Source organism: Desulfobulbus sp., assembly GCF_031547805.1.
Classification (GTDB): Bacteria; Desulfobacterota; Desulfobulbia; order Desulfobulbales; family Desulfobulbaceae; genus Desulfobulbus.
Genome location: NZ_JAVBRQ010000005.1, coordinates 1 through 23,509 on the forward strand (window position 1 = coordinate 1; position 23,509 = coordinate 23,509).

A 23,509-nucleotide genomic window follows, 5' to 3' on the forward strand; every position below is an offset into this window, starting at 1 on the left:
GCCGCGGATCTCGCAATAGGCTCCATGGCCGCATTTCGGACATCGAAAGCCCTGGGGCCAGCGCATGCTGAACAGGGCGGCCCGGCATTGTTTTTCGGTGCCGTATTGTGAGAGAAATTGTGGCAAACTCATTCCTTTTTGGAACTGAATGGTATTTTTGGCCATGCCGTGCTCCTTTTGGGGTGAAGGTTGGGAGCACTATGCCATAGCTGGTATGACAAATAGCGTCATGCCACCAAAAAAAATGCCGGCTGAAGTTCAGTGGTAATCAGAAACGTAAAAAGCACTGTCGAGCCAGTCTTCGGCATCATAAAAGCAGCGATGGGGTTCCGCCAGTTTTTGCTCCGAGGCGTGAAGTCGGTCAGGAAAGAGTGGGATTTGGTCTGCATAGCTTGGAACCTGAAACGGTTGCATGCGTTGACAGTATAAAACCCTCCAAAAATGCTCTGTACACCTCGAATCGACCATATCCTGACGAGGCAAGGCTGAAAACTCGAAAAACCGGTGAGGACTCAAAGTCAATGAGTCAAAATGACGAATATTGCCCTTGGGGAATCGCCTCAAGTCCGACAGGCTCCTAGGTCACCAAGACAGGTGTCTCCACCGAACAATACGCCTACGACGACTCCGGACGACGGATCAGGAAGGCGATCGGTTCGACCCCGACCGACTACCTCTATCAAGGCCCGGACATCTACGCCGAATACACCTCCAGCTTCACTACTCCGGCCGCTCTCTATACCCATGGGCCGGGATCGGACGATCCCATCCTGCGCCAGACCGGCATGGGGCCGAGTGCCGCGGTCAAGTATTACCACCAGGACGGCCTGGGCAACGTGGTTGGAACCATCGGAACCACTCAGCGAATATAGCCGGAAAATATACTGCGTTTTTGAAGCGGAAATGGAATTATTCGAGGATCGGGTGCAAATCTGGGCACCGGCAAGAGCCACTATCGCTGCAGGAGAAGGGACGATGAATGAGGTAAGAAAGGAGATCGAGGCCTTTGTCGATACCTGGGCGGAAAGCCCGGACGGCAACAAACAGGGATTTCTACGGTTGTATGGCCTGTTTGCCGGCAAGGGCGATCAGGTGGAGTTGAGTTTTCACCCCCGGCCCGGCGTGACCTACTCGCTTCGCGCCGCGGTGCCGGGGCACAATCGGCCGCTTTTTGCCATGGTCGACGTGATCGACGATCAGCCGCGTTGGCTGTCGGTCTGCTTTTTTGCCGACATGGTCGCCGATCCCGAGGAGCGGGGCGCATTTGTCCCCGGCGGGTTGCAGGGCGAGGATGCCCTGTGCTTCGATCTCGACGCCTGCGCCGCGGAGGTCCTGGACTATGTCGCTCTCCGGCTGGAAGAGGCCTACCGGGCCGCCGGCGGCAAGTAGCGCGGCTTTTTCCGATCGACGCTTCAATCGAGGCGCTTGGTACCGGTCCGGAACATCTCGCCGTAGATGGCAGGGAGTTGTTGCTCGGCCAGCGCCCTGACCACGGCCTCGACATCGTAGGCGCAGCGGTGCAGGCTGGCCGCGATCCGGCCGTTGTCCAGTTGGAGAATGGCAAAGGCGGCATCCGGCCGTCCATCCATCATCCGCCCCACCGAGCCGGGATTGATGAAATGGACCCCGCCCACCTGCCGGTGGTAGGGGGAATGGGAGTGGCCGGTGAGCACCACCTCGCAGGAACTTTCCTTTGCCAGTTCCTTAAAGCGCTTGTCCGGCGTGTCCGCGGCCAGGAATTCCTCGTGATCGGTCGGGCTGCCGTGGTACAGGCCGATGAAGGCATGGCCGAGGCGCAGGATTTTTTTCTTCTTCAATTCAAGAAGATAGTTTTTGTTTTCGGCCGTGAGCGCGGCTGCGGTACTGGTGTACATGATGCGCTTTTCCGGCTTGGATGGCTTTTTCATCGATTTGCCCTTGAGCAGCTTGACGACCCGGTCGTCGGTGTTGCCCCGGATGGAAAAAACCTGGTTGCGCCGCAGCCAGTCGAGGGTTTCGTTGGGAAAGGGCGCGTAGACCAGGGAATCGCCGCAGTTGAGAATATGGCTGCAGTGGAACGGGGCCGCCGCTTGGGCGACGGCCGCCAAAGCCGGATAGTTACCGTGGATGTCGCTGATGACGAGGATGTTCATGATCGATGTCCGGCCTCGATGGCGGTGATGGAGCGTTGATGGTTCCGGTGCGTGTTTCGGCCTACAGCAGCGGCCCCAGGAGCAGGGCGATGTTTTCCAGCACCCGCTGCCGGTAGGGGCGGGCGGCAAAGGTTGCGGCGTCGTGCTCGCGGGCCTGCTCGAGGTAGCGGCATTGCATCTCCCGCACCTGCTTGGTAAAGCCGCGGTCGTAGATCACCAGGGTCATTTCGTAGTTGAGCCAGAGACTGCGCATGTCGAGGTTGACCGACCCCAGCAGGCAGAAATTGCCGTCCACGGTGATGCTCTTGGCGTGCAGCAGGCCGCCGTGGAAGGCCATGATCCGGACTCCGGCCTGGCTCAGGGCCTCGAACCGGGAACGGCTTGCGTAGTGAACCAGCCGGGAATCGTTTTTTTCCGGGATGACGATGGTCACGGCCACCCCTCTCTGGGCCGCGGACCGCAAGGCCGCCAGGATGGCGTTGTCCGGGACGAAGTAGGGGGTGGTGAGGACCAATTCCCGTCGGGCGGCGTAAATGGCGGTGAGCAGGAGGTTGTGGATGGTGTCCTCGCCGTAGCCGGGGCCGGACGGAGCCAGCTGCACCAGGGCCTCGCCGGTCGGTTCGGCCGGGCGAATCCCGGTAATGCCCCGGTATTCGGTCGGGCTTTGGCCGCGTTCCAGCAGCCAGTCGAAGAGAAAAGCCGCGGCCAGCAATTCCACCACCGGTCCGGTGATCCGCACCATGGCATCCACCCATTCTCCCACGCCGTCATCTTGCTTGAAAAATCGGGGATCCACCAGGTTCTGGCTGCCGGTGTAGGCGATCTCGCCGTCGATCACCGCTATTTTGCGATGGTTGCGCAGGTCGATGCGGACGAACAGAGCTCGAAAGAGGCCGGCGGGCAGGGCCGCCACCACCTCGACCCCGCCTTGGCGCAATCGCCTTGCCGCCCTGCTGCGTAAAAACTGCTTGGCCCCGATGGCATCGAGCAGGACCCGGCAGGTCACTCCCCGTTGCCGTGCCGCCAGCAGGGCCGCGATCAGCTCATCTCCCCGGCCGCCTTCGTTGAGGATGTAAAATTCAAGGAAACAGCTGGACTCGGCCCGGTCGATATCCTCGATCAGCAGGCTGAAAAAACGGTCGGCGGTATCGATCAACTCCAGCCGGTTGCCGGGCATGGTCGGCATGCCGGTGGTGGTCAGGATCTGCACTTGCAGCGGCAGGCACTCGGGATCGATGCCCTTCCGGTCGGAGGCCGGAATATCCCGCAAGGCGCCGGACCATTTCCGGAGGACCGGCCGTTCCCTGGCCAACTGGGTGGCCCGGCGTTCGCCCAGGCGGTACTCGCCGAACAGCAGGTAGAGCAGGGCGCCGCCGAACGGAATCAACAGGATGACCGCCAGCCAGGCAAAGGAAACGCTGGGCGCCCGTTTGCGCATGATCACTCGCAGGGAAAAACCGATGCGAATGGCCAGGTCGGCGTGCAAAAGCCCGCTGGTCAGGCCCCAGGTCAAGGATTCCATGGTGTCGACACGCAAAGCCGGCGATTTGCGGCCGCCACTGGCCCAAAGCCCTTCGGGGGCATTGCGAAAAGAGGGGAGGGGAAAGGCAATGTTCTGCTCGTCTACGAAAATATCGGGACACCGAAATTCGGTCCTCAAATGGAGCTAAAGTGGCATCAATCCGGCCACGGGTCAAGGAAAATTACCAAATCCCGGCCATGTTCGCACTTTCCTTTTTCCGGGTATCTGGTAGAGTAACCCAAGTGTTTTTACGGATAACTTCAATTGATAACGGGATGTTTCATGCAGGTGAAAGGTTTTTTGGCGGCAGCGGTGCCAGCGGGCATCCGCTATGCCGGCCGGCTTGATTTGGGCTTGATCTTTTCGCAGACTCCAGCGGTGACCGCCGGGGCCTTCACCACCAATAAAGTCAAGGCGGCACCGGTGCAGCTCGACATGGAGCGGTTGCGCTCCGGTCTGGCCCAGGCAATTCTGGTCAACAGCGGCAACGCCAATGCCTGCACCGGCAAGGAAGGCATGGATCAGGCCCTGGCCACCGGCGCCCTGGCGGCGCGCGAACTGGGGATCGATCCGTCGCTGGTCCAGGTGGCGTCGACCGGAGTGATCGGGCAGCCGCTCCAGCTCGAACCGTTTGCCCAGGCCATGCCCGGCCTGGTGGCCGGCCTTTCGCCCGAGGGCTTCGAGCAGCTGGCCCAGGCGATCATGACCACCGATCTGGTGCCCAAGATCGCCACGGCCACGGTCGATATCGGCGGGGTCGAGGTGTCGATCCTCGGGATCGCCAAGGGCTCGGGAATGATCATGCCCGACATGGCCACCATGCTCTGTTTTGTGGTCACCGACGCCCAGATCGTCTTTCCGGTGCTCAATCGGCTGGTGAAAGCCGGTGTCGGGCAGACCTTCAACCGGATAACGGTGGACGGCGACACCTCCACCAACGACACGGTGCTGGTGATGGCCAACGGCGCTGCCGGCAACCCCTGGATCGACGAGGACAATCTCCAGGCGGCGACACTGTTCGGCGATGCCCTGAAAGGCGTGTTCAAGGAATTGGCCCTTAAAATCGTGGCCGACGGCGAAGGGGCCACCAAGCTGGTCACAATCAGGATTGCCGGGGCTCGCGACGAGGATGAGGCGTTGAACGCGGCCCAGACCATCGCCAACTCGGCCCTGGTCAAGACCGCATTCTTCGGCGAGGACGCCAACTGGGGCCGGATTATCGCCGCCCTGGGCCGGTCGGAATGCACCTTCGATCCCCAGCGGGTGGGAATCAGTTTCGATGACATTTCTCTGGTGGAGAACGGGGTGGCCTTGGGTGCGGACCGGGAGGCGGCGGCCACTGCGGTCCTCAAACAGCCCCGCTTCACCGTCACGGTGCACCTTGGCGAAGGTCTTGCCGAGGCTGAGGTGTACACCTGCGATTTTTCCTACGATTACGTCAAGATCAACGCCGATTACCGGAGCTGAAAGGACACAACATGGTCCATTCCGGCCCGGACACCTGGCTGTTGCCCGATTCGTTGCCGGTGGAAGGGCTGCTTGCCGCCCTGGCCGCCGAATTCGGGTTCGATACCGCCCCGGAATACGAGGCCACGGTGGTTTATGCCGACACGTTCGATTGGCGGCTCTATCAGCAGGGGTATCTGCTCCATTGCCATGGCAACTGCTGGACCCTGTACCACGATGACAGCAGCGAGGTGACCGTGCAGCAGGGCGGGCCGGAGTTGCATGCCGCCTGCTTTGCCCGCGATTTTCCTCCCGGAAGGCTGCGGGAGCTGCTGGCACCGGTGCTGGGCGTCCGCTGCCTGCTGCCCCTGGCCGCGGTCCATCTGCACGGCCGGCAGATTCGTCTGCTCAACCGGGATGAAAAAACCGTGGCCCGGATCGTGATCGAGACCCAGGAGCCTGTGGACGGAGAACGACGCTACCGCCTGGTACGGCTGTTCGGCCTTCGCGGCTATGGCAACGAACTGGAGACGGTCCGGAGCATTCTGGCTGCGGCCGGGGTGGCCGAGCCGGTCTCGCCCCTGGTCGGTTTCGAGGAAGGTTGCCGGGCCAAGGGACGCAGTCCCCTGGATTACAGCCCGAAGTTCAATCTTGAGTTGAACGGCGGCGAGACTGCCCGCGAGGCCATGGCCCGCATTTATCAATTCCTGCTGGAGACGATCTCCCGCAACATGCCGGGGGTTCTGGCCGATTACGATCCGGAATTCCTCCATGACCTCCGGGTCGCCATCCGCCGCACCCGTTCCGGCTTGAGCCTGGTGAAACGGGTGCTGCCGGCTCCGGTTGCCGACCGGTTCGGCCGGGTGTTCGGCCGCCTCGGCGCCTTGACCGGGCCTACCCGCGATCTGGACGTCTATCTGCTTGCCCGCGAAGACTGCCTTGGTCGACTGCCTCCTTCCTTGCGACCGGGGCTGGAGGATTATTTCGTCGGTTTGAGTCGCAACCGGCAGGTCGAGCAAAAAAAATTGGTGCGGGCCCTACGGGCCAAGAAAAACAAGGCGGTTCTTGCCGCCTGGCAACGGGCGCTGAAGCGGAGCGATCGGCAACCGGCGGACTTGGCCGGCCTGCCGGTCCGCGACTTGGCCGGCCGGATTATCCTGAAGCGGTTCAAACGGGTCGTGCGGGATGGCCGGGTGCTGGATGCCGTCACCCCCGATGCCGAGGTGCACCGCCTGCGCATCCAGTGCAAAAAACTGCGCTACGCCATGGAATTTTTCGGTTCCCTCTACCCCAAACAGGAGATGCAGGGCTTGATCCGGCACTTGAAAAAGCTGCAGGATATCCTCGGCAGCTTCAACGACCTCTCGGTGCAACAGGAGATGCTCCGCCAAACCTTGAAAAGCCTGCCCGCAGGCTCGCGGCGCAATCTCGATCAGGCGGCGGCGCTCGGCGGCCTGCTCCAGAGCCTGTTTCGGGAGCAGCAGGAACTGCGCGTCCATTTCACCGAGGCGTTCGCGCAATTCGGCGACCAGGAAACCTCGGAGCTGTTCCACGAACTGTTTGGGAAACGACAGGAGCCGGCATGAGTATCATCGCGGTCTACAACATCAAGGGCGGGGTGGGCAAGACCGCCACCTCGGTCAACCTGGCCTACCTTTCCGCGCGACAGCACGGCAAAACCCTGCTTTTGGACATGGACCCCCAGGGGTCGGCCTCCTATTACTTCCGCATCCGGGCGCCCAAAAAATTCGGGGCCAAAAAATTGCTCAAGGGCGGCCGGCATATCGAAGAGAACATCAAGGGCACCGATTATCCCGGCCTCGACATGCTGCCCGCCGATTTTTCCTACCGCAACATCGATTTAGCCCTGGATGAATGCAAGAAATCGCACAAGCGGCTGAGCAAGGTTCTGGCCCCCCTGTTGGAGGAATACGACCGGATCATTCTCGACTGCCCGCCGAACCTGACCCTGTTGTCGGAGAATATTTTTTACGCCGCCGATTACATCCTGGCACCGGTGATTCCCACCACCCTGTCCTTGCTGTCTTTGGAGCAGTTGTTTGCCTTTCTCGACGAGATCGGCCTGGAACGCGATAAGGTGGTCATTTTTTTCTCCATGGTCGAGAAGCGCAAGAAAATGCACGCGGAGATGATGCAGTCGTTGCGCGACGACAATCGGGTGCTGCGCTCCGTCATTCCCTACTCGGCGGATATCGAGCGGATGGGCATCTACCGGCAGCCGGTGGCGGCGGCCCTGCCCGCATCGGCCGCCACCGCCGCCTATGAGAGTTTATGGCATGAAATCCAAGAACTCCTTGCAATCTGATTCGCTTCGCCTGTTGATCTGTCGGCATGCCAAATCGAGCTGGCAGGATGCCAGCCTGGGCGATTTCGACCGGCCCCTGAACAAACGCGGCGAACGCGACGCCCCGGAGATGGGGCGCCGGCTGGCGCGGCGCGGCCTGCGGCCCGACCTGATCGTGACCAGCTCGGCGGTGCGCGCGCTTGCCACCGCCCTCCACTATGCCCGCCAACTCGACATCCCGCCGGAGCAGGTGCGGCGCAATCGGGCGCAATATTCCGCCTCGGTCCCGGAATTGATCGAGTTGATCCGCACGGTCGATCCCGACGTGTCCACCCTGATGCTGGTTGGCCACAACCCGGAAAGCACCGGGCTTGCCAACGTGCTGGGGGGCTTGCGGATCGACAATATCCCGACCTGCGGCATCGTGGGCCTGGCCTTTCCCCAACGCACCTGGGCCGAGATCGAGACCGGCACCGGCACGCTTCTGTTCTTCGATTATCCCAAGAAACAGGAGTGAATGGGCATGTTGGGCAAGAACAGCGCGGTGCCGGACATGGGGGCGCCGTAACGATGGCTGGCACGGATAAAACGCCGGATTGTCTGGCCTGCCGGAATTATTTTATCACCCACGACCCTCGCCAGCCTCGAGGTTGCCGGGCCTATGGCTTTAAGAGCCGGGACTTGCCGTCCCGGGTCGTCCTGGCGACTTCCGGCCTGCCATGCCGTTTTTTCACCCCCCGCCCAGCGCCTTGACGGGCAGCCTGCCCGAAGCCGGACTCGGTCAACATCTCTTGGTGGTTTTTTCTTTTGAAGCTGGTACAATTTTCCCCTTACGGTCACGGTCGTCTGTCCGCTTTTTCCGCCGTTGGCGGTGGCAGGGCGAGGCGTGCGGGGCAACAGGGAACATTTTGGCTGCGCAAGGAGCTGTCGCCACGTGAAACTGTCGGCATTTGGTGAAAAATTTTCGGCCGGCGCCGGGATTCTCTCTTTGATGGACGACCTCGGCAATGCCCTGGCCGAAGGCGGTAAGATCATGATGGGCGGCGGCAATCCCGGCCATATCCCTCAAATTCAAGCGGTGATGGCCGAGCGCCTGCGCCGGCTGAGCGGAGACGAACAGCTGCTGCGGCGCCTGATCGGCATGTACGATCCACCCAGGGGAGAGCGCGAATTCCTGCAGAACCTGGCGGCCTTGCTGCAGCGGGAGTACGGCTGGGAGTTGACCGAGGAGAACATCTGCCTGACCAACGGCAGTCAGGGCGCGTTTTTCCTGCTGTTCAACCTCCTGGCCGGGCCCATGGCCGACGGTGGCCGGCGCAAGATACTGTTGCCGATGGCGCCGGAGTATATCGGCTATGCCGATCTCGGTCTGGCGGACGATTTTTTTGTTTCGATCCGGCCGAAGATCGAAACCCTGGACGATTACCTGTTCAAGTACCGGGTCGACTTCGGGCAACTCGCCGTCACCGAGGAGATTGGGGCGATCTGCGTTTCCCGGCCGACCAACCCCACCGGCAACGTGCTCACCGACGACGAGGTCGCCGGCTTGAGCCGGTTGGCCCGCGAAAACGGCATTCCCCTGATCATCGACAGCGCCTATGGCCTGCCCTTTCCGGGAATGGTTTATGCCGACGCCACCCCGGTCTGGCACGAGGGAATGGTCCTGTGCCTGTCGCTGTCCAAGTTCGGCTTGCCCGCCGTCCGCACCGGAATCGTCATTGCCGACCGGGAACTGATTCGCCTGCTGTCGGGCGCCAATGCGGTGGTTAACCTGGCGCCAAGCAGTTTCGGTGCCATGCTGGCCAGCGACATCGTCCGCTCCGGCGAGATAATCCGCTTGAGTCGGGAAGTCGTCCAACCCTTTTACCGCCACCGGATGGAACGGGCCCTGGCCAGGATTCGGGATTGTTTTGCCGGACTCGCCTACAGGGTGCATGTTCCCGAGGGGGCCTTCTTCCTGTGGCTGTGGTTCCCCGATCTGCCGATCACCGGCCGCGAGCTGTACGAACGGTTGAAGAGACGGGGAGTGGTGGTGGTGTCCGGCGACGCCTTTTTTCCCGGTCTGCCGCCCGGCTGGCGTCATGTCGACGAATGCCTGCGCATTACCTATTCGCAGGATGAGGACGAGGCGGCCCGGGGCATCGAAATCATTGCCGAGGAACTTCGGAGCCTGCATTGATTGTCCGGTAAGGGGCAGGGTGTCGGTGATGTTGGGCACAACGAAAACGTCAAGAAGAACGCCGGAGCAACGTTCGCCCCAATTACTGCGGGGGCGGACGGCGGCGGAGCAGAGGAGAGCGCAATGCAGTGGCAATACCGCACCATTCTTTTTGAATTCACCAAGGATGGGCTGTTGGGCGACAAATATGTCGACGACGAGGAAATGGAAAAGACCCTCAACCAGATGGGTGGGCAGGGCTGGGAGTTGATCAATGTGACCCTGCTTCAGGATGGGGTGCTGGGCTTCTTGAAAAAGCCGGTCCGACAGGAACGGGCGGCCGAGGAGCCGGCGGTTGCCGCGACGCCGGCACCACCCGCGCAGCCGGTCATCCGGTCGCGCTACGCCGCATCCGCCCCGAGAATGCCCGAGCCCGCGCCGATTCCCGAACGCCTTCCCGACCCTGAGCCGGAACCGGCAATCGAGGTGGAACCGGTGCGTATTGCCGAACGGCCCCGCAAGACCGGAACGCGCGGCAACGATGCGGATTTCATCGGCGGCATCAAGATTTCCTGAGTCGCATGGACGCGTATAGCCCAACCTTCTCCGGCGCCGGGGAATGCGTCGGCATTCGAGCGGCGAGGCACTGATGGCACGCTATATCCTCAAACGGCTTCTGCTGATGATTCCGACCTTGTTCGGCATCATGCTGATCACCTTCGCGGTGACCCAATTCGTCCCCGGCGGTCCGGTCGAACGTCTGATGGCGCAGATGAGCGGATACGGCACCGGCGGCGACACCATGGGCAGCGGCCAGGGCTTGTACCAGGGCAACAAGGGGCTCGATCAGGAACGGCTGGACCAGTTGAAACAACTGTACGGTTTCGATCAGCCGCCCCTGACCAGGTTCGTGACCATGATGCGCCAATACCTGGCTTTTGATTTCGGCCAATCCTACTACCACCACATGAGTGTGGCCCAGTTGGTGATTTCCAAGCTGCCGGTGTCGATGTCGCTCGGATTGTGGAGCTTTTTCATCGTTTATTCGGTCTGCATTCCCTTGGGGATCGCCAAGGCGGTCCGCGACGGCTCCACCTTCGATGTGCTGACCAGCGCAGTGATCCTGATCGGTTACGCCATCCCCGGCTTCGTGCTGGGCATCGCCCTGATCGTACTGTTCGGCGGCGGCAGCTTCTGGAGCATCTTCCCGCTCCGGGGACTGGTTTCGGACAACTGGAACGAGTTGAGCACCATGGGCAAGGTACTGGATTACCTCTGGCACATGGTGCTGCCAGTCACTTCCTCCACGGTTGGCAGCTTGGCCGTGATGACCCTGCTGACCAAGAATTCTTTTCTCGAGGAGATCCGCAAGCAGTACGTGATCACGGCTCGGGCCAAGGGACTCGAGGAGGGGCGGATTCTCTACAAGCATGTCTTCCGTAACGCCATCATCCCGATCATCACCGGTTTTCCTGGCAGCTTCATCACTGCCTTCTTCACCGGCAGCCTGCTGATCGAAACCATTTTCTCCCTCGACGGCATGGGGCTGCTGGCCTACCAATCGGTGCTGAATCGCGATTATCCCGTGGTGTTGGGCACCCTGTATTTTTTTACCATCATCGGGTTGGTTTCCCGCCTGTTGTCCGACCTTTCCTATGTGATGGTCGATCCTCGCATCAGCTTCGAGAGCAGGCGGTAGCCTATGGGCGTGGCTACGGAGAGGGCGGCTAGTCTCGGCCGCAGGCGCTGGAGTCGGTTCAAAAGGAATCGGCGCGGCTACTATTCATTGCTTATTTTTCTGGTGCTGTTTGGCATCAGTCTCTTCGCCGAAGTGCTGAGCAACGACAAGCCCTTGCTTGTCCGGTACGAAGATCAGTACTATTGCCCGCTGTGGCGGATGTATCCGGAAACGGTCTTTGGCGGCGATTTCGAGACCGAGACCGATTACAGCGATCCGTATATTCGCGAGCGTCTGAGCGAGGGGAATAATTTTGCGATTTTTCCGCTCAATCCGCACAGCTTCAATTCGATCAACCAGAGCCTGGATCGGCCCACACCGGCACCGCCCAGCCACGACAACTATCTCGGCACCGACGACCGGGGCCGCGATGTCCTGGCCAGGTTGCTCTACGGATTTCGGCTGAGCGTCCTCTTTGGGGCAGCCCTGACCGCGGTGGGCACGCTTCTGGGCATTGCGGCAGGTGCCGTGCAAGGGTATTTCGGGGGGCGAATCGATCTGTTCTGCCAGCGATTCATTGAGCTGTGGGGTTCCATGCCCGAACTCTATCTCCTGATCATCTTTGCCTCGATCTTCAAACCGAGCATGCTGCTGCTCCTTATCCTGCTCTCGCTGTTCGGCTGGATGAGTCTGTCCGACTACGTGCGGGCCGAGTTTCTCAAGGGGCGAAACATGGAATACGTCAAGGCGGCCAAAGCCTTGGGGGTCGGCAACCTGACCATCATGTACCGGCATCTGCTCCCCAACAGCATGACGCCGGTGATCACCTTTCTCCCCTTTCGCATGTCCGCGGCGATCCTGGCTTTGACCAGTCTCGATTTCCTGGGGCTCGGGGTGCCGCCCTCGACCCCGAGCCTCGGCGAGCTGCTCGCCCAAGGTAAGGCCAATATCGAGGCCTGGTGGCTGTCGCTTTCCACCTTCGTGGTCCTGGTCGGCACCCTGGTTTTGCTGATTTTCATCGGCGAGGCTCTCAGGGAAGCCTTTGATCCCCGAAAATAAAAAATTGATTACCACGCAAATTCAGCCGATTTGATCTTGGAGAGTATTCCGCTGAAATTTCTTGAGATTTCTCCCACTGCGTTCGCCGAAACGACCAACAAAGGACGTTCGGGATAAAGATAACGCTGGCCGCATGGTTACCTCGAACGCAGAGAGTCTCGTTTGCTCGACCGGCTCTCCGGAACGTCAAGAACAGTGCCGATTGCCAGTGAACGAGCTGGCTGAGGTTCGATGGTAATCAGAAATAAAAAAGGGCCGGAAATACCGGCCCTTTTTTTATGGGAGGTGTGATGAAGTTTACTTGTGGTGCTGCATGTCGTGCTGCAGTTTGGCGAATTCCTCGCGCATATAGCTGCGGAGTTCGGAAAGCTCGAAATACAGTTCCTTGGCCGTATAGGTGTATTCCGGTTCATGTTGCTGCTCGCCGGCGGCCGGTACGACCGGCATGATCTTGCCAGCCTCCTGCATCCAGGAGGTGAAGCGGCCGATGGCCTCGGCCAGGACCTCGGCCCGGGGTTCCCCGGCTCTCAGTTGCCCGTACAGATAATTGACCAGTTTTTCGGTGGCCGCATGATCCTTGGTGGGTAGCCGAACCAGCAAGGTCAGGGTCGAATCGAGCAGTTGGACCAGCGAGTGCTGCGCCGGCGATAGATCCGCCTGCTTGAAGGCCGCGATCATGGCGGCAGATTCGGCGAGGTTGTCGCGCGAAGGCGTGCGGACCACCAGGGGCAGAAGCGCGCCGAGTGCGGCCAACTGTATTTCCTTCGATTCGGCCGCGTCCGTTGCCGGCTGTTGGTCGTCGTCGATACTGGCTTCCAGCGCCATGGTCAGTTCATCGACTTCAAGAGGTGCGGAGGCCTGTTCTTCCTCGGTAGCAAACTCGGGTCTTGCCGTTTCCATTGCGGATACCGTGGGCTGGTCGGCATCGAGATGGGCCAATACACCCGGAACAGCAATCGATTCGTCGTCCGCCAGATCGAATCCCAGTGATTCTTCCAGGGAACTGGCCAGCAGTGCATCGTCCCCAAGTTCCTCCTCGTCGTCGGCTCCGAAAAAGAGATCGAGTTTTTCCTCGATTTCATCCATGGGGGTGAAATTCAACGCCGCCATCTCCTCTTCTTCGGAAAAGCCGCCTTGTTCGCCGCTATCGGCAAGAGCGGTCTGCAGCTTGTCCGCCTCGTTGAAGAAAAGGGAGTGTTCGGTCTCTTCCACTTCCGTGGCCGTGACTTCCGCCGGCTTACTTTGTTTTTCGTCGGTAGCGGCAAAGAAGTTGTCGAGTTTGCCCTGGATTTCCAGGGTGTTGGAGTCAGCTTCCGGTTCTGCTTTGCTCAAGCTCCGTTCGAACTCGTCCTCGTCGGCGGCAAGAGCCGCGACATCGCTGAGGGAGGCGATGACCACATCGCTGTCCTCAGGTTCTGCGATCGTGGCAAGAATTTCTTCTTCCTCTTCGTCGCTATCGGTGAAGAGGCCGTCGAGTTCATTTTCGATGGCCAAGGAGCCGAGGTCCACTTCTTCCTCGACTTTGCTCAGGTCTTGATCGCCTTCGCCCTCGGCGGCAAGAGTCGTGACATCGCCGAAAGCGGCAACCAGATCGCTGTCCATTTCAATTTCTGGCGCCGAGGCAAGTACTTCGTCCTGCTCCTGCTCGGTATCGGTAAAGAAGCTGTCGAGTTCGCTTTGCATTTCCAACGAACCGAAGCCCTCTTGCTCCTCGGCTTTGCGCAAGCCCCGATCGCCTTCGGCTTCATCGGCTGGTGCTGCCACGTCGCTGAGAGCGGCAATGGTCAAGTCATCGTCCGTTTCGGGCTCTGGCACCGCAATAAGCGCTTCGTCCTGCTGCCCGTCGGCATCGGCAAAAAAACTGTCGAGTTTGCTTTGGATGTCCAGGGACCCGAAATCCGTTTCCTCGAGTCCGCCTCCAGGAACCCGGTCGGGCTCGTCTGCATCGGCGGGAATCTCGGCGTCGCTGAGGGCCGCGACCACGAAATCGCGCTCGGGCTCCTCGTCTTCCGTCAGGGCGGCCAGCGGCCTCTCTTCATCTTCAACAGCCAAAGCCAATTCTTCGGAATCAAGTGCTGAGAGCGTGACAGCCGGTTCTTCTTCATTGCCAGCTTCGGTAAAAAGAAAATCAAGCTGGTCGGCCAAGTCGTTCTGAGTGGGCAGATCAAGGGGTTCGGCACCGGCATCGAAGCCTGACGTTTCGTCGGCATCGGACAAGGCCGGGGTCAAGCCGCGTTTACTGCTGAGGTGCGATTCGATGAAATCGTCCGCCAACTCATCGTCAACCGGGTGGATGGCATCCGGAGGCAGCACTTCATCGGGATATTGTACCTCGGCGGATTCCATGGCCGGTATTGCTTCCGGAACAAACAGGGTGTCGAGTTCGGCGACCAGATCCAGATCCTCGGCCGGGGCGGTGTCAAGTTCCAACGACAGGGCAGCTGGCGCAAGGGTAGGCTCCGGTTCCGGAGCAACGGGTGGTGTCGGGGCCGGAGCGGGCACGGCTTCAGTTGAGGTAGAGGGCTCAAGCTCCTCGAAGACCTGGTCGAGCTTCTGGTCGTCGACTTCGCCTCCTGCTGGCGAGGCAATCAGTATTTTGAGATTGTTCAGGCGGTTGATCCTGTCAACGAGGATCTCCTGCATTTTCTCCTGGCTCAGTTGCTCGTCGCCGGTCTTTACAAATTCATCCAGCGCATCGTTGAACGAATGGAGAAGAATGAACGCTTCAGGATGGGAGTCGGCGCGCTCGTCGGCAATGTAATCCCCCAGAGCCTGCAACCCCTGGATGAGGACGAGCGCCGGCTTATTGTCCGTTATCTGGGACTGGAAAGCACTGATTCGCTCGTTGAACTGCCGCAGGCTTTCGTTGGTCACCTCCCAATCGAGGCTCAGAATGGCGGCTTTCAGTTGCTTGCAGGCCTCTTGGGCAGTCGTGGTCCCTGAAAGGCTGGCAGCGGCGAGGTTTGTTTCTCCGAGATGGGCGGAAACATCGGACGTTTCTGTCTCTGCTGCTTCACTTTGATTGATCTGATATTGTAAGATTTTGAATTTTCGGACATCTCCTTTTAGGAGCTGGGTAATTTCTCCACCGGTTATCTGGGTCGATGAGATAATTTTTTCAAAATTGTAGAAAAAGGTGAGGAGCAGTTTAATGGAATTGGGGTGGGCATAGGCGCCTTTGGTACGAATATAACTGCCAATCTTGCTCAATCCCTGCAGGTAAACTTCAGCGACTTTATCTCCCTGCCACATGGCTTTGAGATTGTCCAGTTCGTCTTCCAGCTCTTGAAGGATTTCGTCGTTAATTTCCCAGTCAAGCGAGAGGATAATTGATTTGAGCCTCGTCAATGGAGAAGATTCTTCGCTGGTAAATTCAAAAAGATCGACATCCTCGGTATCAAAGGATTCGTTGGCGAAAAGTGTCAAATCTTCAAAATCATCCATTGAAGAAATGTGATCAGGTTGTGATTTTTTCATAGACAGACTCTGCTGTTAGGCTTCCTCGACCGGTCCATCACATGAGCTTCTTTTGGATGGATATAACCGTAGACGAAATAATCTTCTTTAATGTCTCTGGAACGTTGTATCCCGTGAGTGCGCTTGCTTCAAAGGCAGGTACCTTGAGCTTGCTGTTGAGATCTTTTTCGAGAACAGAGGTTGGTAAAATGGGAATTCCCTGGTTCCTTAAATCAACTTTATTGTATTGAAGTACAAGTGGAATCTTGAATATGGATTCTTTATAGCTCGTCAAATTTTCATGCAGCTGATTGAGTGACCTGATGTTCTTTTCCCGCATTTGCTCTTGGGCATCAGCTACAAAGACTATGCCATCCACCCCTTTGAGCACTAATTTTCTGGTTGCATTGTATTTGACTTGGCCAGGGACGGTGTATAATTGGATTTTCAGATCATAGCCTTTGATCTGTCCCATGTTGAACGGTAGAAAGTCGAAAAACAGAGTTCGATCCCCATGTGTCTTCAAACTGACCATTTCGGATTGAATCTGCTTGGAGAACTTTCGGTTGATATATTCCAGGTTGGTTGTTTTGCCTCCACGACCTGGGCCGTAATAGACAATTTTTACCTGAACAATTTTTTCTCTGAGATTGATAAAACTCACAATTCTCTCCCGCAAAACCTGAAACTGTTCACGATTTTTCCAAACGAATACTTGTCAGCCATCGAATGGAAGACAACTAGCTGCGAGCCCAAATCTTTTTGATGCGCTCGATGGTTTCCACCACGTTGAGTCGGAGAAAGCCCAGGGAAATGCTCTTGCCGAACATGGTGATCAGCAGGAGTTCGTCGTCAATTTTGGAAAAATGGATGTTGCATTCCGAACCCTTGTGAAACAGCAGGGAAAACTCCTGCTCGCCGACGAGTTTGGCCATAGCGTCCACAGTGGCGAAGTTACCCGCCGCCAGGGCCGCAAAGGAATAGACATCGTATTTCGATGTGCCATTATCCTTGGCGGTTATGATGTTACCGGCCATGTCGATGATGATTACGCAGTCGACCCCGATTTTGATGAGCTTCTCAGTCAGGATTTCATCAATTTTTTCTAGCTGTTCCTGGCTAACAACTCCATAGTTCATATGCTACCTCGTAGACGTTCGGATAAAATGTTCAGGGGAGATGTCGTTGTCGAATTGATACAGGGAAAACAACTTTTCCGCAGAGAGCAAGAACCTTGAAAGAGTTCGTTACGAAAAAAATGAATTTTTTCAATGGGATCTTACTGCTTCTGTTCGACTGACAAAAGTATACGCCAGAAAGCTGCTTATATGAAGGGTTTTTTCTCGGCCGTTTTTTTTTTCAATCCGTTTTGATACCAAGGAGTTGTCTTACCGGAACCTTATTTTGGCCGTTCGATTCCCTTGGAGCTTTTGTATCGGTTGTTCACCGCGTAGACAAAGGCCAGGACTTCGGCGATGGTTTGATACAGTTCGGCCGGAATTTCTGCGCCGATCGGGATTTTTGCCAACAATTCAACCAGGTCGGGGTCCTCTTTAATGTGAACCCCTGCGGCGGCGGCGGCGGCGATGATTTTTTCGGCAATCAGGTTGGCCCCGCTGGCCACCACCTTCGGGGCAGTTCCTTTCTTGGGGTCATACAGTAAGGCAACCGCCCGTTTTCTTTTGCCTTGTTCTTCCGCCATTCCCTTCCGATTGCTCCTGTTTCAGGCCCTGGTGTCGATCATGCCCTCTCCTTGGGGCATGATTTTTTCCAACAGCGACTTGATGGGCTCTTGGGCACCGATCAGAAATTGAACCGATTCCAGCTTGCCGCTGGTGAGCCATTGTTCCAGTTCCTGGCGAAATTCGGCAATGAATTTGGCCTTTTCCGCATTCTCCGCTAAAAACCGTATGGCAACTCGATCTTCCTGCCGGCGAATCTCGATCTGGAGATTGCCAAGTCCCTCAAGCCGAAGATGCAGGGCTACCGAGGGATTGTCCTGGCCGGCACGTTTGTTTGCCGCCTCTGCCTCTCCGTCGCTGCGGTCGCTTTCCAGCAACGCATACCCCTGCTGCAGGAACGGAAAAGGAAGGGGGATAAAGATTAACGACTCGTTTGTCAGTCGATGTTGGACAAGTTGATAGAGTTCGATGAGTTGCCCCAGCTGATCCGCGGCGATGCCGCCTCTGCCGACTGCTGCGCCGGCCTGTTGGGCCAGTTCGAGTAGGGCGAATTTCAGGGTATGGGTTGCCGCCTCCGGCTTGTCGCCTGCCAGCAACTGCTCCATGTTCAACCCCAGCCGGCTGTATCGTTCCCCCAAATGCTCTGCCGCACCTTGGGCGAGAAAGGGCAGGGCGTGGTCGCTTGTGGTCTGAACCATAAAAGACAGCAGTTGCTGCAGGGGGTGGTCTGCCGGCAGGGAAGCATAGGCGCGATTCAGTGAAAGCAGCTGTGTCAGCAACGCCGATTCCGAGGATTTGAGCCCTGCCAGGTTGACGAGAAACTCCAAGGCGGCACCGATTTCTTTAGGCCCGGTAGCCAGAGGTCCGGTTGACTGAGGGCCGGCCGCAATGGGTTGACCAGGTATGGACGATTGCTGGCTCACCAACTGTTGGGAGAAAAAATCGGCAAGTCGGTTGGCCGTTGCAGCGGTTTTCGGATCGAGTGAGCCTGAACGGCCGGCGTCTTGGAGTAGGGTGACAATTTCCTGCAAGCTGTTGCGGAGGCCCGGTTCAGGTGTGGCCAGGGTTTTATGGGCGAGCAGGTTGGTAAGTTGATTGATCAGGGTGGGGACGGGAAGGGGCGCAGGGGAAGCGCTGCCCGTACTCTGTCGCCCGGCAAAGAGAAGCAGTGTTTCCTGAGTCGCGGGCTTGAGCAGAGCCATCAGGGGAGGATCGTCGGCAACCGTTGCCAATTGCGGCAGTAGAAGCGGTTCCTTTCCCAGCAAGGGCAAGACATTGCCCAACCAGCGATTGGCCGGTTCGGGGCTGACGACTTGCAGCTCCATGCGCGGTGTCAGGGCAACGATCTGCAGGTTGAGTTTCTGGCCGATTTGCAGCGGGGTCGACGATTCGGCCGTCACTTGCTGACCGTTGAGGTCGAGCGTGAACAGATGGGCATCGCCCTTGGCCGTGACCATTCCCTGAAGGAACTGCCCTTGGGTGAAGGGCAAACGTTGTTGTTGCTCCCCGGTAAGCCGCGCGGAAAGAAGAGGTTTAATCTCGGTGATTAGGGTGATGGGGTCCATCAGGATTCCCCCTCTGCTGGCTTATCCGCAACCGCGGTCAACAGGGCATCCCAGGAGAAAAAGACGATGTGTCGTTGCGCACTGATGTTGTGAGGGCAAGCGGTGCACGCAAGCATAAATCCGTACGGTCGCCAGCGACTGTTCGCCCGCGGCGGGTATCAGGCAGTGTGCACATTTTCCCTGAGTTGACGCCGTTGCTCCTGCATGCAGCAGGCCATGATCATGTCCCTGGTCTTTGACGGGATGTTTTCGAAATGAAAAGCAACCTGAAACCGATTCTTGCGAATCCGGTACGATCGGACCACGTTGGCCAGACAGACGATGGGGCTGCTTTCTTCCGGCACGGTAATGACCAGTTGGATGCGCTGGGTGCTTGGCGGTTTTTCGGAAAAAATGGCCAGGACGCCACTGCCGCTCAAGTCGAGCGTGGTGCCGGTCATTTTCCAGGTATCGATCTTGGTTTCTTTGGGCCCGGCAATATAGGAGGCTTCAATTGCGGTGGCGATCGCCACTCGAAAATAATCGCGCAGGGCTTCCGGTGCGACAGGTTCCCTGGCTGTGAAACTCAGGCGGCGGTCCTTGACAATGCTGTCAAGCCGGGCAATCAGGTTAACGGTCAAACCGTTGTGGTCCACCGCCAGATTGCAGTCGGCCCCGATTTTCAGGTCGGCCGCATCCCAGGATCGGGGAGGAAAAACGAGTTCCAGGCAAGGGAACTCTTTTTTGACGAACAAGGCATTGCAGCGAATTGTTTCATCGTGAATCCCGGGAAGATCGACAATGGTGGGGGCATTGTCAGCCAATTTTTCTAGAATATCATGAATTCCTGACACGTTACGACCATATTGTCTCGTTAGGGAAGGCGCCGGGCCGCTTTTCGTTCAAGCGGTGCTGACACTTTCCAGCCGGACTCGCATACGCAGATACCTGCGCTGCAACTCAAAACAACAAGCCATGATCTTATCCTGGCTTTCTGAGTCGATTTCATCAAAATGCAAGGCAATGTGGTAAAAATGCTCCTCGATTTTTCGGCAGCGAACCACATGCCCGAGCGCCACGATCACTTCCATGTCCCTGGTGGGAAGCGTCAGCTCGATTTTCGCTCTGACCCCTTGTGCCAACGGTTCGCTGAAACTGCAAAGGAGCCCGCTGCCGCTCAAGTCGATGGTATCGCCAAGCAGCCTCCAACTGAGAGATTCCTGCGGGACTTCTTCCTGCAAAATGGCCGAAGCCGCCACTTTGGTGGACGCATCGACACGGAAATAGTTCCGGGCGTGCGTGTGGGTAATCGTCTCCCGGGCAACGAGTTCCAGGGCGGACGGCTCCTTGATCGCTTGAATCGAGGCGGCGACGATAATGGTTTGGTTGATGAAATCGAACATCACCATGCATGATCTGGTGGTGTCCACCTGATCGAACGCAAGGGTGCCGTCAGGGAAGGTGAGGGTGAAAACGGGGGGATTCACCTTGCCGTAGAAACAGTGCAGCCGTTCCTTTTCTTTCAGATTAAGAAGCGGAACAGTCGTGCGCACTGCCATGCCATCTTTGACGGAATTGAAAAAATTTATCAGTAATGACAAAACGTTACACCCTCTGAAATGCCTGTCGGCGATATTCTACCTACAATGCCATAGCCCGGTGAAAAAAGGAAGAATTATTTAAAAACAGCGGGGAAAAGAATGGAAACGCTACTGCGACAAGGAAAGGAGGGCTTGAGGGGTTGGTTCAACAAGATGAAGGTGTCAGCCGGAGGAGGAGAAGCGTTTTCCCGTTTGCGCCCCTTCGGGCTTGTACCCCTGTAACATGGTGGCACCGGTCTGCAGTGTACGCAATTCATCCAGCAGCAGGGCCATGTGGCCTCGCATCTGCGTGCGCAGCCGCTGGTTCAGCTCGTACACTTCGCTCAGCAGGGCGGTGAGTTCGGCGGCCAGCTCGCGGCTGCCGGACGATGGGTCACGCCGCAGCAGGTCAAGCGTTTCCCCGTCGTTTGCCCTGGCCGCGTCCTGCAGGCGAGTCAACTCCTCGGTAAAGGCTGAGTATTCCGCAACGCGGCTGCCTGCCTGCATGGCCTGCTCAATACGGAGCATCAGGTCCCGGATCAGCCGGTATTGGGCAACAGCGTTGTGGAGCGGGGTGTATGTGTCCATCACATGGCAACAGCCAGTGGCTGCCGGGACATGGTGGCGGGGGCATGCGCTACCCGTTTGTTGAGTGCAATGGCCTTGGTCCAGGTCATGCGCAGGTCGGTCAGCAACTGCTTACATTCCTGCAGCGGTTCGGGGGCGTTTTTCAGGTTGGCTTCCATCATCCGGCGCAGCATGTACCCGTACAGGGCGGTGAGGTTTTCCGCCAGTTCGGGGTTGTGCGAAGAGTCAAGCGTGGCGGCAAATTCAGTCACAATGGCCGAGGCGCGGTTGATGAACAGGGCACGCTGTTCCGGGTTGTGCTGTTCAACGGCCTGGATGGCCTGGGAAAGAAAGCGGATTGCGCCATCGTACAGCATCAGCATCAGCTGTTCGGGAGATGCGGAACGAATGCTGTTGGCCAGATACTGGTTGGCCTGGCCGTTTTGGGTGTAAGCGTTCATGGGTGCCTCTGGTTGTGCCGTTGCTTTATTTGTTGGTCAGCATGTTGTTCAGCATGTTCATCTGCTGGGTCAGGTAGCTGCTCTGCGCGTTGAAGCCGCTCATCAGGCTTTCCATGGCCGAAAACTGTTTTTCCAGGTTGCTTTGGCGCTTTTCCAGCCGCAGTTCCATGCTCTCTATGCGCGAGTCGATGCGCTTGATGCTGGCGTTGATGCTGGTTTTGCGTCCTTGCAGCAGGCCGGTTGCGCTGCTCGTTATCTTAAACAGATAGTCTTTGTACTGGCTGATAATGCCTTGCTGTTCGCCCGAATCGGTAAACAGGTTGACAATATCGCTCATATTGTTGTCAATCGCCTTGGTCAGTGTGTCGCTGTTGATCTTGAGGGTGCCGTCTTTCTGCGTTTCAAGGCCAAGTTGCGACAGGGTGGTGAAGGCACCCGCATTGGGCACCGACTGGGTCAGCATGCGCTGCAATTGGCGCTTGACGGAGTTGACCCCCGCATCGCCGCCCAGCACGCCGCCGCCTTTCTGCTCGCCGTTTTCCGCGGTGGTAACCGACTGGCCGCCGATAAAGCTCAAGATGTCGTTGTAGGCCTTGACAAAAGACTCGATCGAAGCCTTGATGGCCTTGGAGTCCTGGGTGACGCTCAGGTTGGTGGTCGTCCCTTCCTTGGCCTGCAGCAGGTCGAGTTTCACGCCCGGGATGCCCTCGGCGATGGTGTTCGATGCGCTGTAAATATCAATACCGTCCACACGAACATGCGCTTTTTGCGCCGTCTGGGCGGTTGTGAAGCCCCCCAGACCCTCGCCGCCGGCAAGGCCGCTGGCGTCAAGCGAAAAGGTCTGGGCGGTTTTCTGGCCGGTCAGCACCAGGCGGTATGGCGTGTTCGAGCCGTCGTTGATGATGGAGGCGGAAACCCCAAGCCCTGCTTTGTTGATGGCCTTGGCCACGTCTTCCAGCGAGTTTTCCGCGCCTTCAAGGCTGATGCCGTGCTCCTCGCCGTCAATCGTCAGCCGCAACTCGCCGCCGCCGAACTGCGTCGCCTGTTTGTCGGCCACGCCCGTGGCAGAGATGGATTTCTGCACCTGGGCCAGGGCAACGACCTCCACCTGGTAACTGGTGCCGGCAAGCGCGTCGGCGCCGACGGTGGCGGTCAGAAAGTCGGACGTGCTCTGCCCGACTGTCCGTTTGTTCAGCGTCGAGCTGTAGTTCAGATCCTTGATGGCGTCGGAAAAGGCGCGCAGGCGGCTGTCAAGTTCGGTAAAGGCCTGCAGGCGGCTGCTGTGCCACGTCTTCTCCGTGCTCATGCGGGTGATGGGCGCCCGCTCAAGCGCCATCATCTCCTTGACAATGGTGGCGGTGTCCAGGCCGCTGGAAAGGCCGCTGAATTGAATGCCCATGGGGTCTCCTCCCGGTTGGGTGCCCGGTGCTAGCTTGCCGTGTCGATAATGTTGCCCCGAAGCTCCTGTAAATGAGCGTGCAGGCGCAGCAGCTCTTCCGAGGGGATCTGCCGTATAACCTCATCGGATTCCTGGTCGACAATCTTAACGATCAGTTCTTCGGAAAGCTGGTCTTTTTCAAAACGGACGCTGTAGGCACCGTTTTCAGTGAGCGATTTAATCTGGTCCAGCAGCTCTTCCGGCTGCATACCGGAGGATTGTTCGTTGCTGTCCGGCTGCGGCGGGGGCTTGGCGCGATTAACGTCCCTGCGGTCGCGCTCCACCTGCGCCGCAGCCTGGTGGGCGACCCGGGGCGCAAGGCCCGAGGCGTTGGTGCTGATGTGGTCGATGAACATGTTCGTTGCCCTCTCTGTGCAGGCAAAAGGAAACCCGGTTCAGCCCGCCGGCTCCGCACAATGCAATGGGCACGGCAGGCGGCCCTTGTACCGGTTGCGGGTTGTGCCAGAGACAAGGGCATGCC

The 23,509-nt window shown here is 58.2% G+C and carries 23 protein-coding genes and 1 pseudogene; 10 read left to right on the forward strand and 14 right to left on the reverse strand.

Annotation, left to right across the window (positions count from 1 at the left end):
- On the reverse strand, nt 1–165 hold a 165-nt coding region (locus RMR13_RS01600), incomplete at its 3' end, for a transposase (RefSeq protein ID WP_310599019.1).
- A gap of 114 nt (nt 166–279) precedes the next feature.
- Between RMR13_RS01600 and RMR13_RS01605 the strand changes: the two are divergent.
- Together RMR13_RS01605 and RMR13_RS01610 are read left to right on the forward strand one after the other, a co-directional pair.
- A pseudogene (locus RMR13_RS01605) lies at nt 280–429 on the forward strand (transposase); the annotation flags it as partial.
- Nucleotides 430–975: 546 nt separating this feature from the next.
- The gene (locus RMR13_RS01610) at nt 976–1,389 is read left to right on the forward strand and encodes a hypothetical protein (RefSeq protein WP_310598896.1); all 414 of its coding nucleotides are present in this window, start codon (nt 976–978) and stop codon (nt 1,387–1,389) included.
- Nucleotides 1,390–1,412: 23 nt separating this feature from the next.
- Here the strand turns inward: RMR13_RS01610 and RMR13_RS01615 are convergent, their stop codons facing one another.
- Together RMR13_RS01615 and cls are read right to left on the reverse strand one after the other, a co-directional pair.
- The gene (locus RMR13_RS01615) at nt 1,413–2,132 is read right to left on the reverse strand and encodes a YfcE family phosphodiesterase (protein WP_310598897.1); all 720 of its coding nucleotides are present in this window, start codon (nt 2,130–2,132) and stop codon (nt 1,413–1,415) included.
- Between the two features lie 61 nt (nt 2,133–2,193).
- The gene (gene cls / locus RMR13_RS01620; protein ID WP_310598898.1) at nt 2,194–3,654 is read right to left on the reverse strand and encodes a cardiolipin synthase; all 1,461 of its coding nucleotides are present in this window, start codon (nt 3,652–3,654) and stop codon (nt 2,194–2,196) included.
- Nucleotides 3,655–3,936: 282 nt separating this feature from the next.
- On the opposite strand from cls, the gene argJ reads away from it, so the two are divergent.
- From argJ to RMR13_RS01660, 8 genes are all read left to right on the forward strand, one after another.
- Entirely contained in the window at nt 3,937–5,121 is a 1,185-nt protein-coding gene (gene argJ / locus RMR13_RS01625; protein WP_310598899.1) for a bifunctional glutamate N-acetyltransferase/amino-acid acetyltransferase ArgJ, read from the forward strand.
- 11 nt (nt 5,122–5,132) lie between these two features.
- Nucleotides 5,133–6,686 carry a CHAD domain-containing protein gene (locus tag RMR13_RS01630; RefSeq protein ID WP_310598900.1) on the forward strand — a complete coding sequence of 518 codons (1,554 nt, stop codon included), beginning with the start codon at nt 5,133–5,135 and terminating at the stop codon, nt 6,684–6,686.
- Nucleotides 6,683–7,426: an AAA family ATPase gene (locus RMR13_RS01635; RefSeq protein WP_310598901.1), complete on the forward strand. Its 744-nt coding sequence runs from the start codon at nt 6,683–6,685 to the stop codon at nt 7,424–7,426. Before RMR13_RS01630 ends, RMR13_RS01635 begins: the two co-directional genes overlap by 4 nt.
- Nucleotides 7,398–7,922, forward strand: a complete 525-nt coding sequence (locus RMR13_RS01640) for a histidine phosphatase family protein (RefSeq protein ID WP_310598902.1) — start codon at nt 7,398–7,400, stop codon at nt 7,920–7,922. Before RMR13_RS01635 ends, RMR13_RS01640 begins: the two co-directional genes overlap by 29 nt.
- A gap of 417 nt (nt 7,923–8,339) precedes the next feature.
- On the forward strand, nt 8,340–9,584 hold the full coding sequence (locus tag RMR13_RS01645; protein WP_310598903.1) for a valine--pyruvate transaminase: 1,245 nt from the start codon (nt 8,340–8,342) through the stop codon (nt 9,582–9,584).
- A 123-nt stretch (nt 9,585–9,707) separates the two neighbouring features.
- Nucleotides 9,708–10,139 carry a DUF4177 domain-containing protein gene (locus tag RMR13_RS01650; RefSeq protein ID WP_310598904.1) on the forward strand — a complete coding sequence of 144 codons (432 nt, stop codon included), beginning with the start codon at nt 9,708–9,710 and terminating at the stop codon, nt 10,137–10,139.
- A 73-nt stretch (nt 10,140–10,212) separates the two neighbouring features.
- Entirely contained in the window at nt 10,213–11,262 is a 1,050-nt protein-coding gene (locus RMR13_RS01655; RefSeq protein ID WP_310598905.1) for an ABC transporter permease subunit, read from the forward strand.
- 3 nt (nt 11,263–11,265) lie between these two features.
- A complete protein-coding gene (locus RMR13_RS01660; protein ID WP_310598906.1) occupies nt 11,266–12,300 on the forward strand; it encodes an ABC transporter permease in 1,035 nt (344 codons plus the stop codon).
- Between the two features lie 297 nt (nt 12,301–12,597).
- Here RMR13_RS01660 and RMR13_RS01665 read toward each other — a convergent pair whose 3' ends face one another.
- From RMR13_RS01665 to RMR13_RS01715, 11 genes are all read right to left on the reverse strand, one after another.
- Entirely contained in the window at nt 12,598–15,777 is a 3,180-nt protein-coding gene (locus RMR13_RS01665; RefSeq protein WP_310598907.1) for a hypothetical protein, read from the reverse strand.
- A gap of 37 nt (nt 15,778–15,814) precedes the next feature.
- On the reverse strand, nt 15,815–16,420 hold the full coding sequence (locus RMR13_RS01670) for a GTPase domain-containing protein (protein ID WP_309412831.1): 606 nt from the start codon (nt 16,418–16,420) through the stop codon (nt 15,815–15,817).
- A gap of 76 nt (nt 16,421–16,496) precedes the next feature.
- Nucleotides 16,497–16,895, reverse strand: a complete 399-nt coding sequence (locus RMR13_RS01675) for a roadblock/LC7 domain-containing protein (protein ID WP_310598908.1) — start codon at nt 16,893–16,895, stop codon at nt 16,497–16,499.
- A gap of 260 nt (nt 16,896–17,155) precedes the next feature.
- Nucleotides 17,156–17,458, reverse strand: coding sequence for an EscU/YscU/HrcU family type III secretion system export apparatus switch protein (locus RMR13_RS01680; RefSeq protein ID WP_310598909.1), 303 nt, complete (start codon nt 17,456–17,458; stop codon nt 17,156–17,158).
- Nucleotides 17,459–17,479: 21 nt separating this feature from the next.
- The gene (locus RMR13_RS01685) at nt 17,480–19,003 is read right to left on the reverse strand and encodes a flagellar hook-length control protein FliK (protein WP_310598910.1); all 1,524 of its coding nucleotides are present in this window, start codon (nt 19,001–19,003) and stop codon (nt 17,480–17,482) included.
- A gap of 158 nt (nt 19,004–19,161) precedes the next feature.
- Entirely contained in the window at nt 19,162–19,806 is a 645-nt protein-coding gene (locus RMR13_RS01690; protein WP_310598911.1) for a PilZ domain-containing protein, read from the reverse strand.
- Nucleotides 19,807–19,884: 78 nt separating this feature from the next.
- On the reverse strand, nt 19,885–20,541 hold the full coding sequence (locus RMR13_RS01695; RefSeq protein WP_310598912.1) for a PilZ domain-containing protein: 657 nt from the start codon (nt 20,539–20,541) through the stop codon (nt 19,885–19,887).
- 204 nt (nt 20,542–20,745) lie between these two features.
- Nucleotides 20,746–21,150, reverse strand: coding sequence for a hypothetical protein (locus tag RMR13_RS01700; protein WP_310598913.1), 405 nt, complete (start codon nt 21,148–21,150; stop codon nt 20,746–20,748).
- A complete protein-coding gene (fliS, locus tag RMR13_RS01705; RefSeq protein ID WP_310598914.1) occupies nt 21,150–21,590 on the reverse strand; it encodes a flagellar export chaperone FliS in 441 nt (146 codons plus the stop codon). Before fliS ends, RMR13_RS01700 begins: the two co-directional genes overlap by 1 nt.
- Before the next feature lie 25 nt (nt 21,591–21,615).
- The gene (fliD, locus tag RMR13_RS01710; RefSeq protein WP_310598915.1) at nt 21,616–22,989 is read right to left on the reverse strand and encodes a flagellar filament capping protein FliD; all 1,374 of its coding nucleotides are present in this window, start codon (nt 22,987–22,989) and stop codon (nt 21,616–21,618) included.
- A gap of 29 nt (nt 22,990–23,018) precedes the next feature.
- Entirely contained in the window at nt 23,019–23,384 is a 366-nt protein-coding gene (locus RMR13_RS01715) for a flagellar protein FlaG (RefSeq protein WP_310598916.1), read from the reverse strand.
- Nucleotides 23,385–23,509 lie beyond the last annotated feature (125 nt).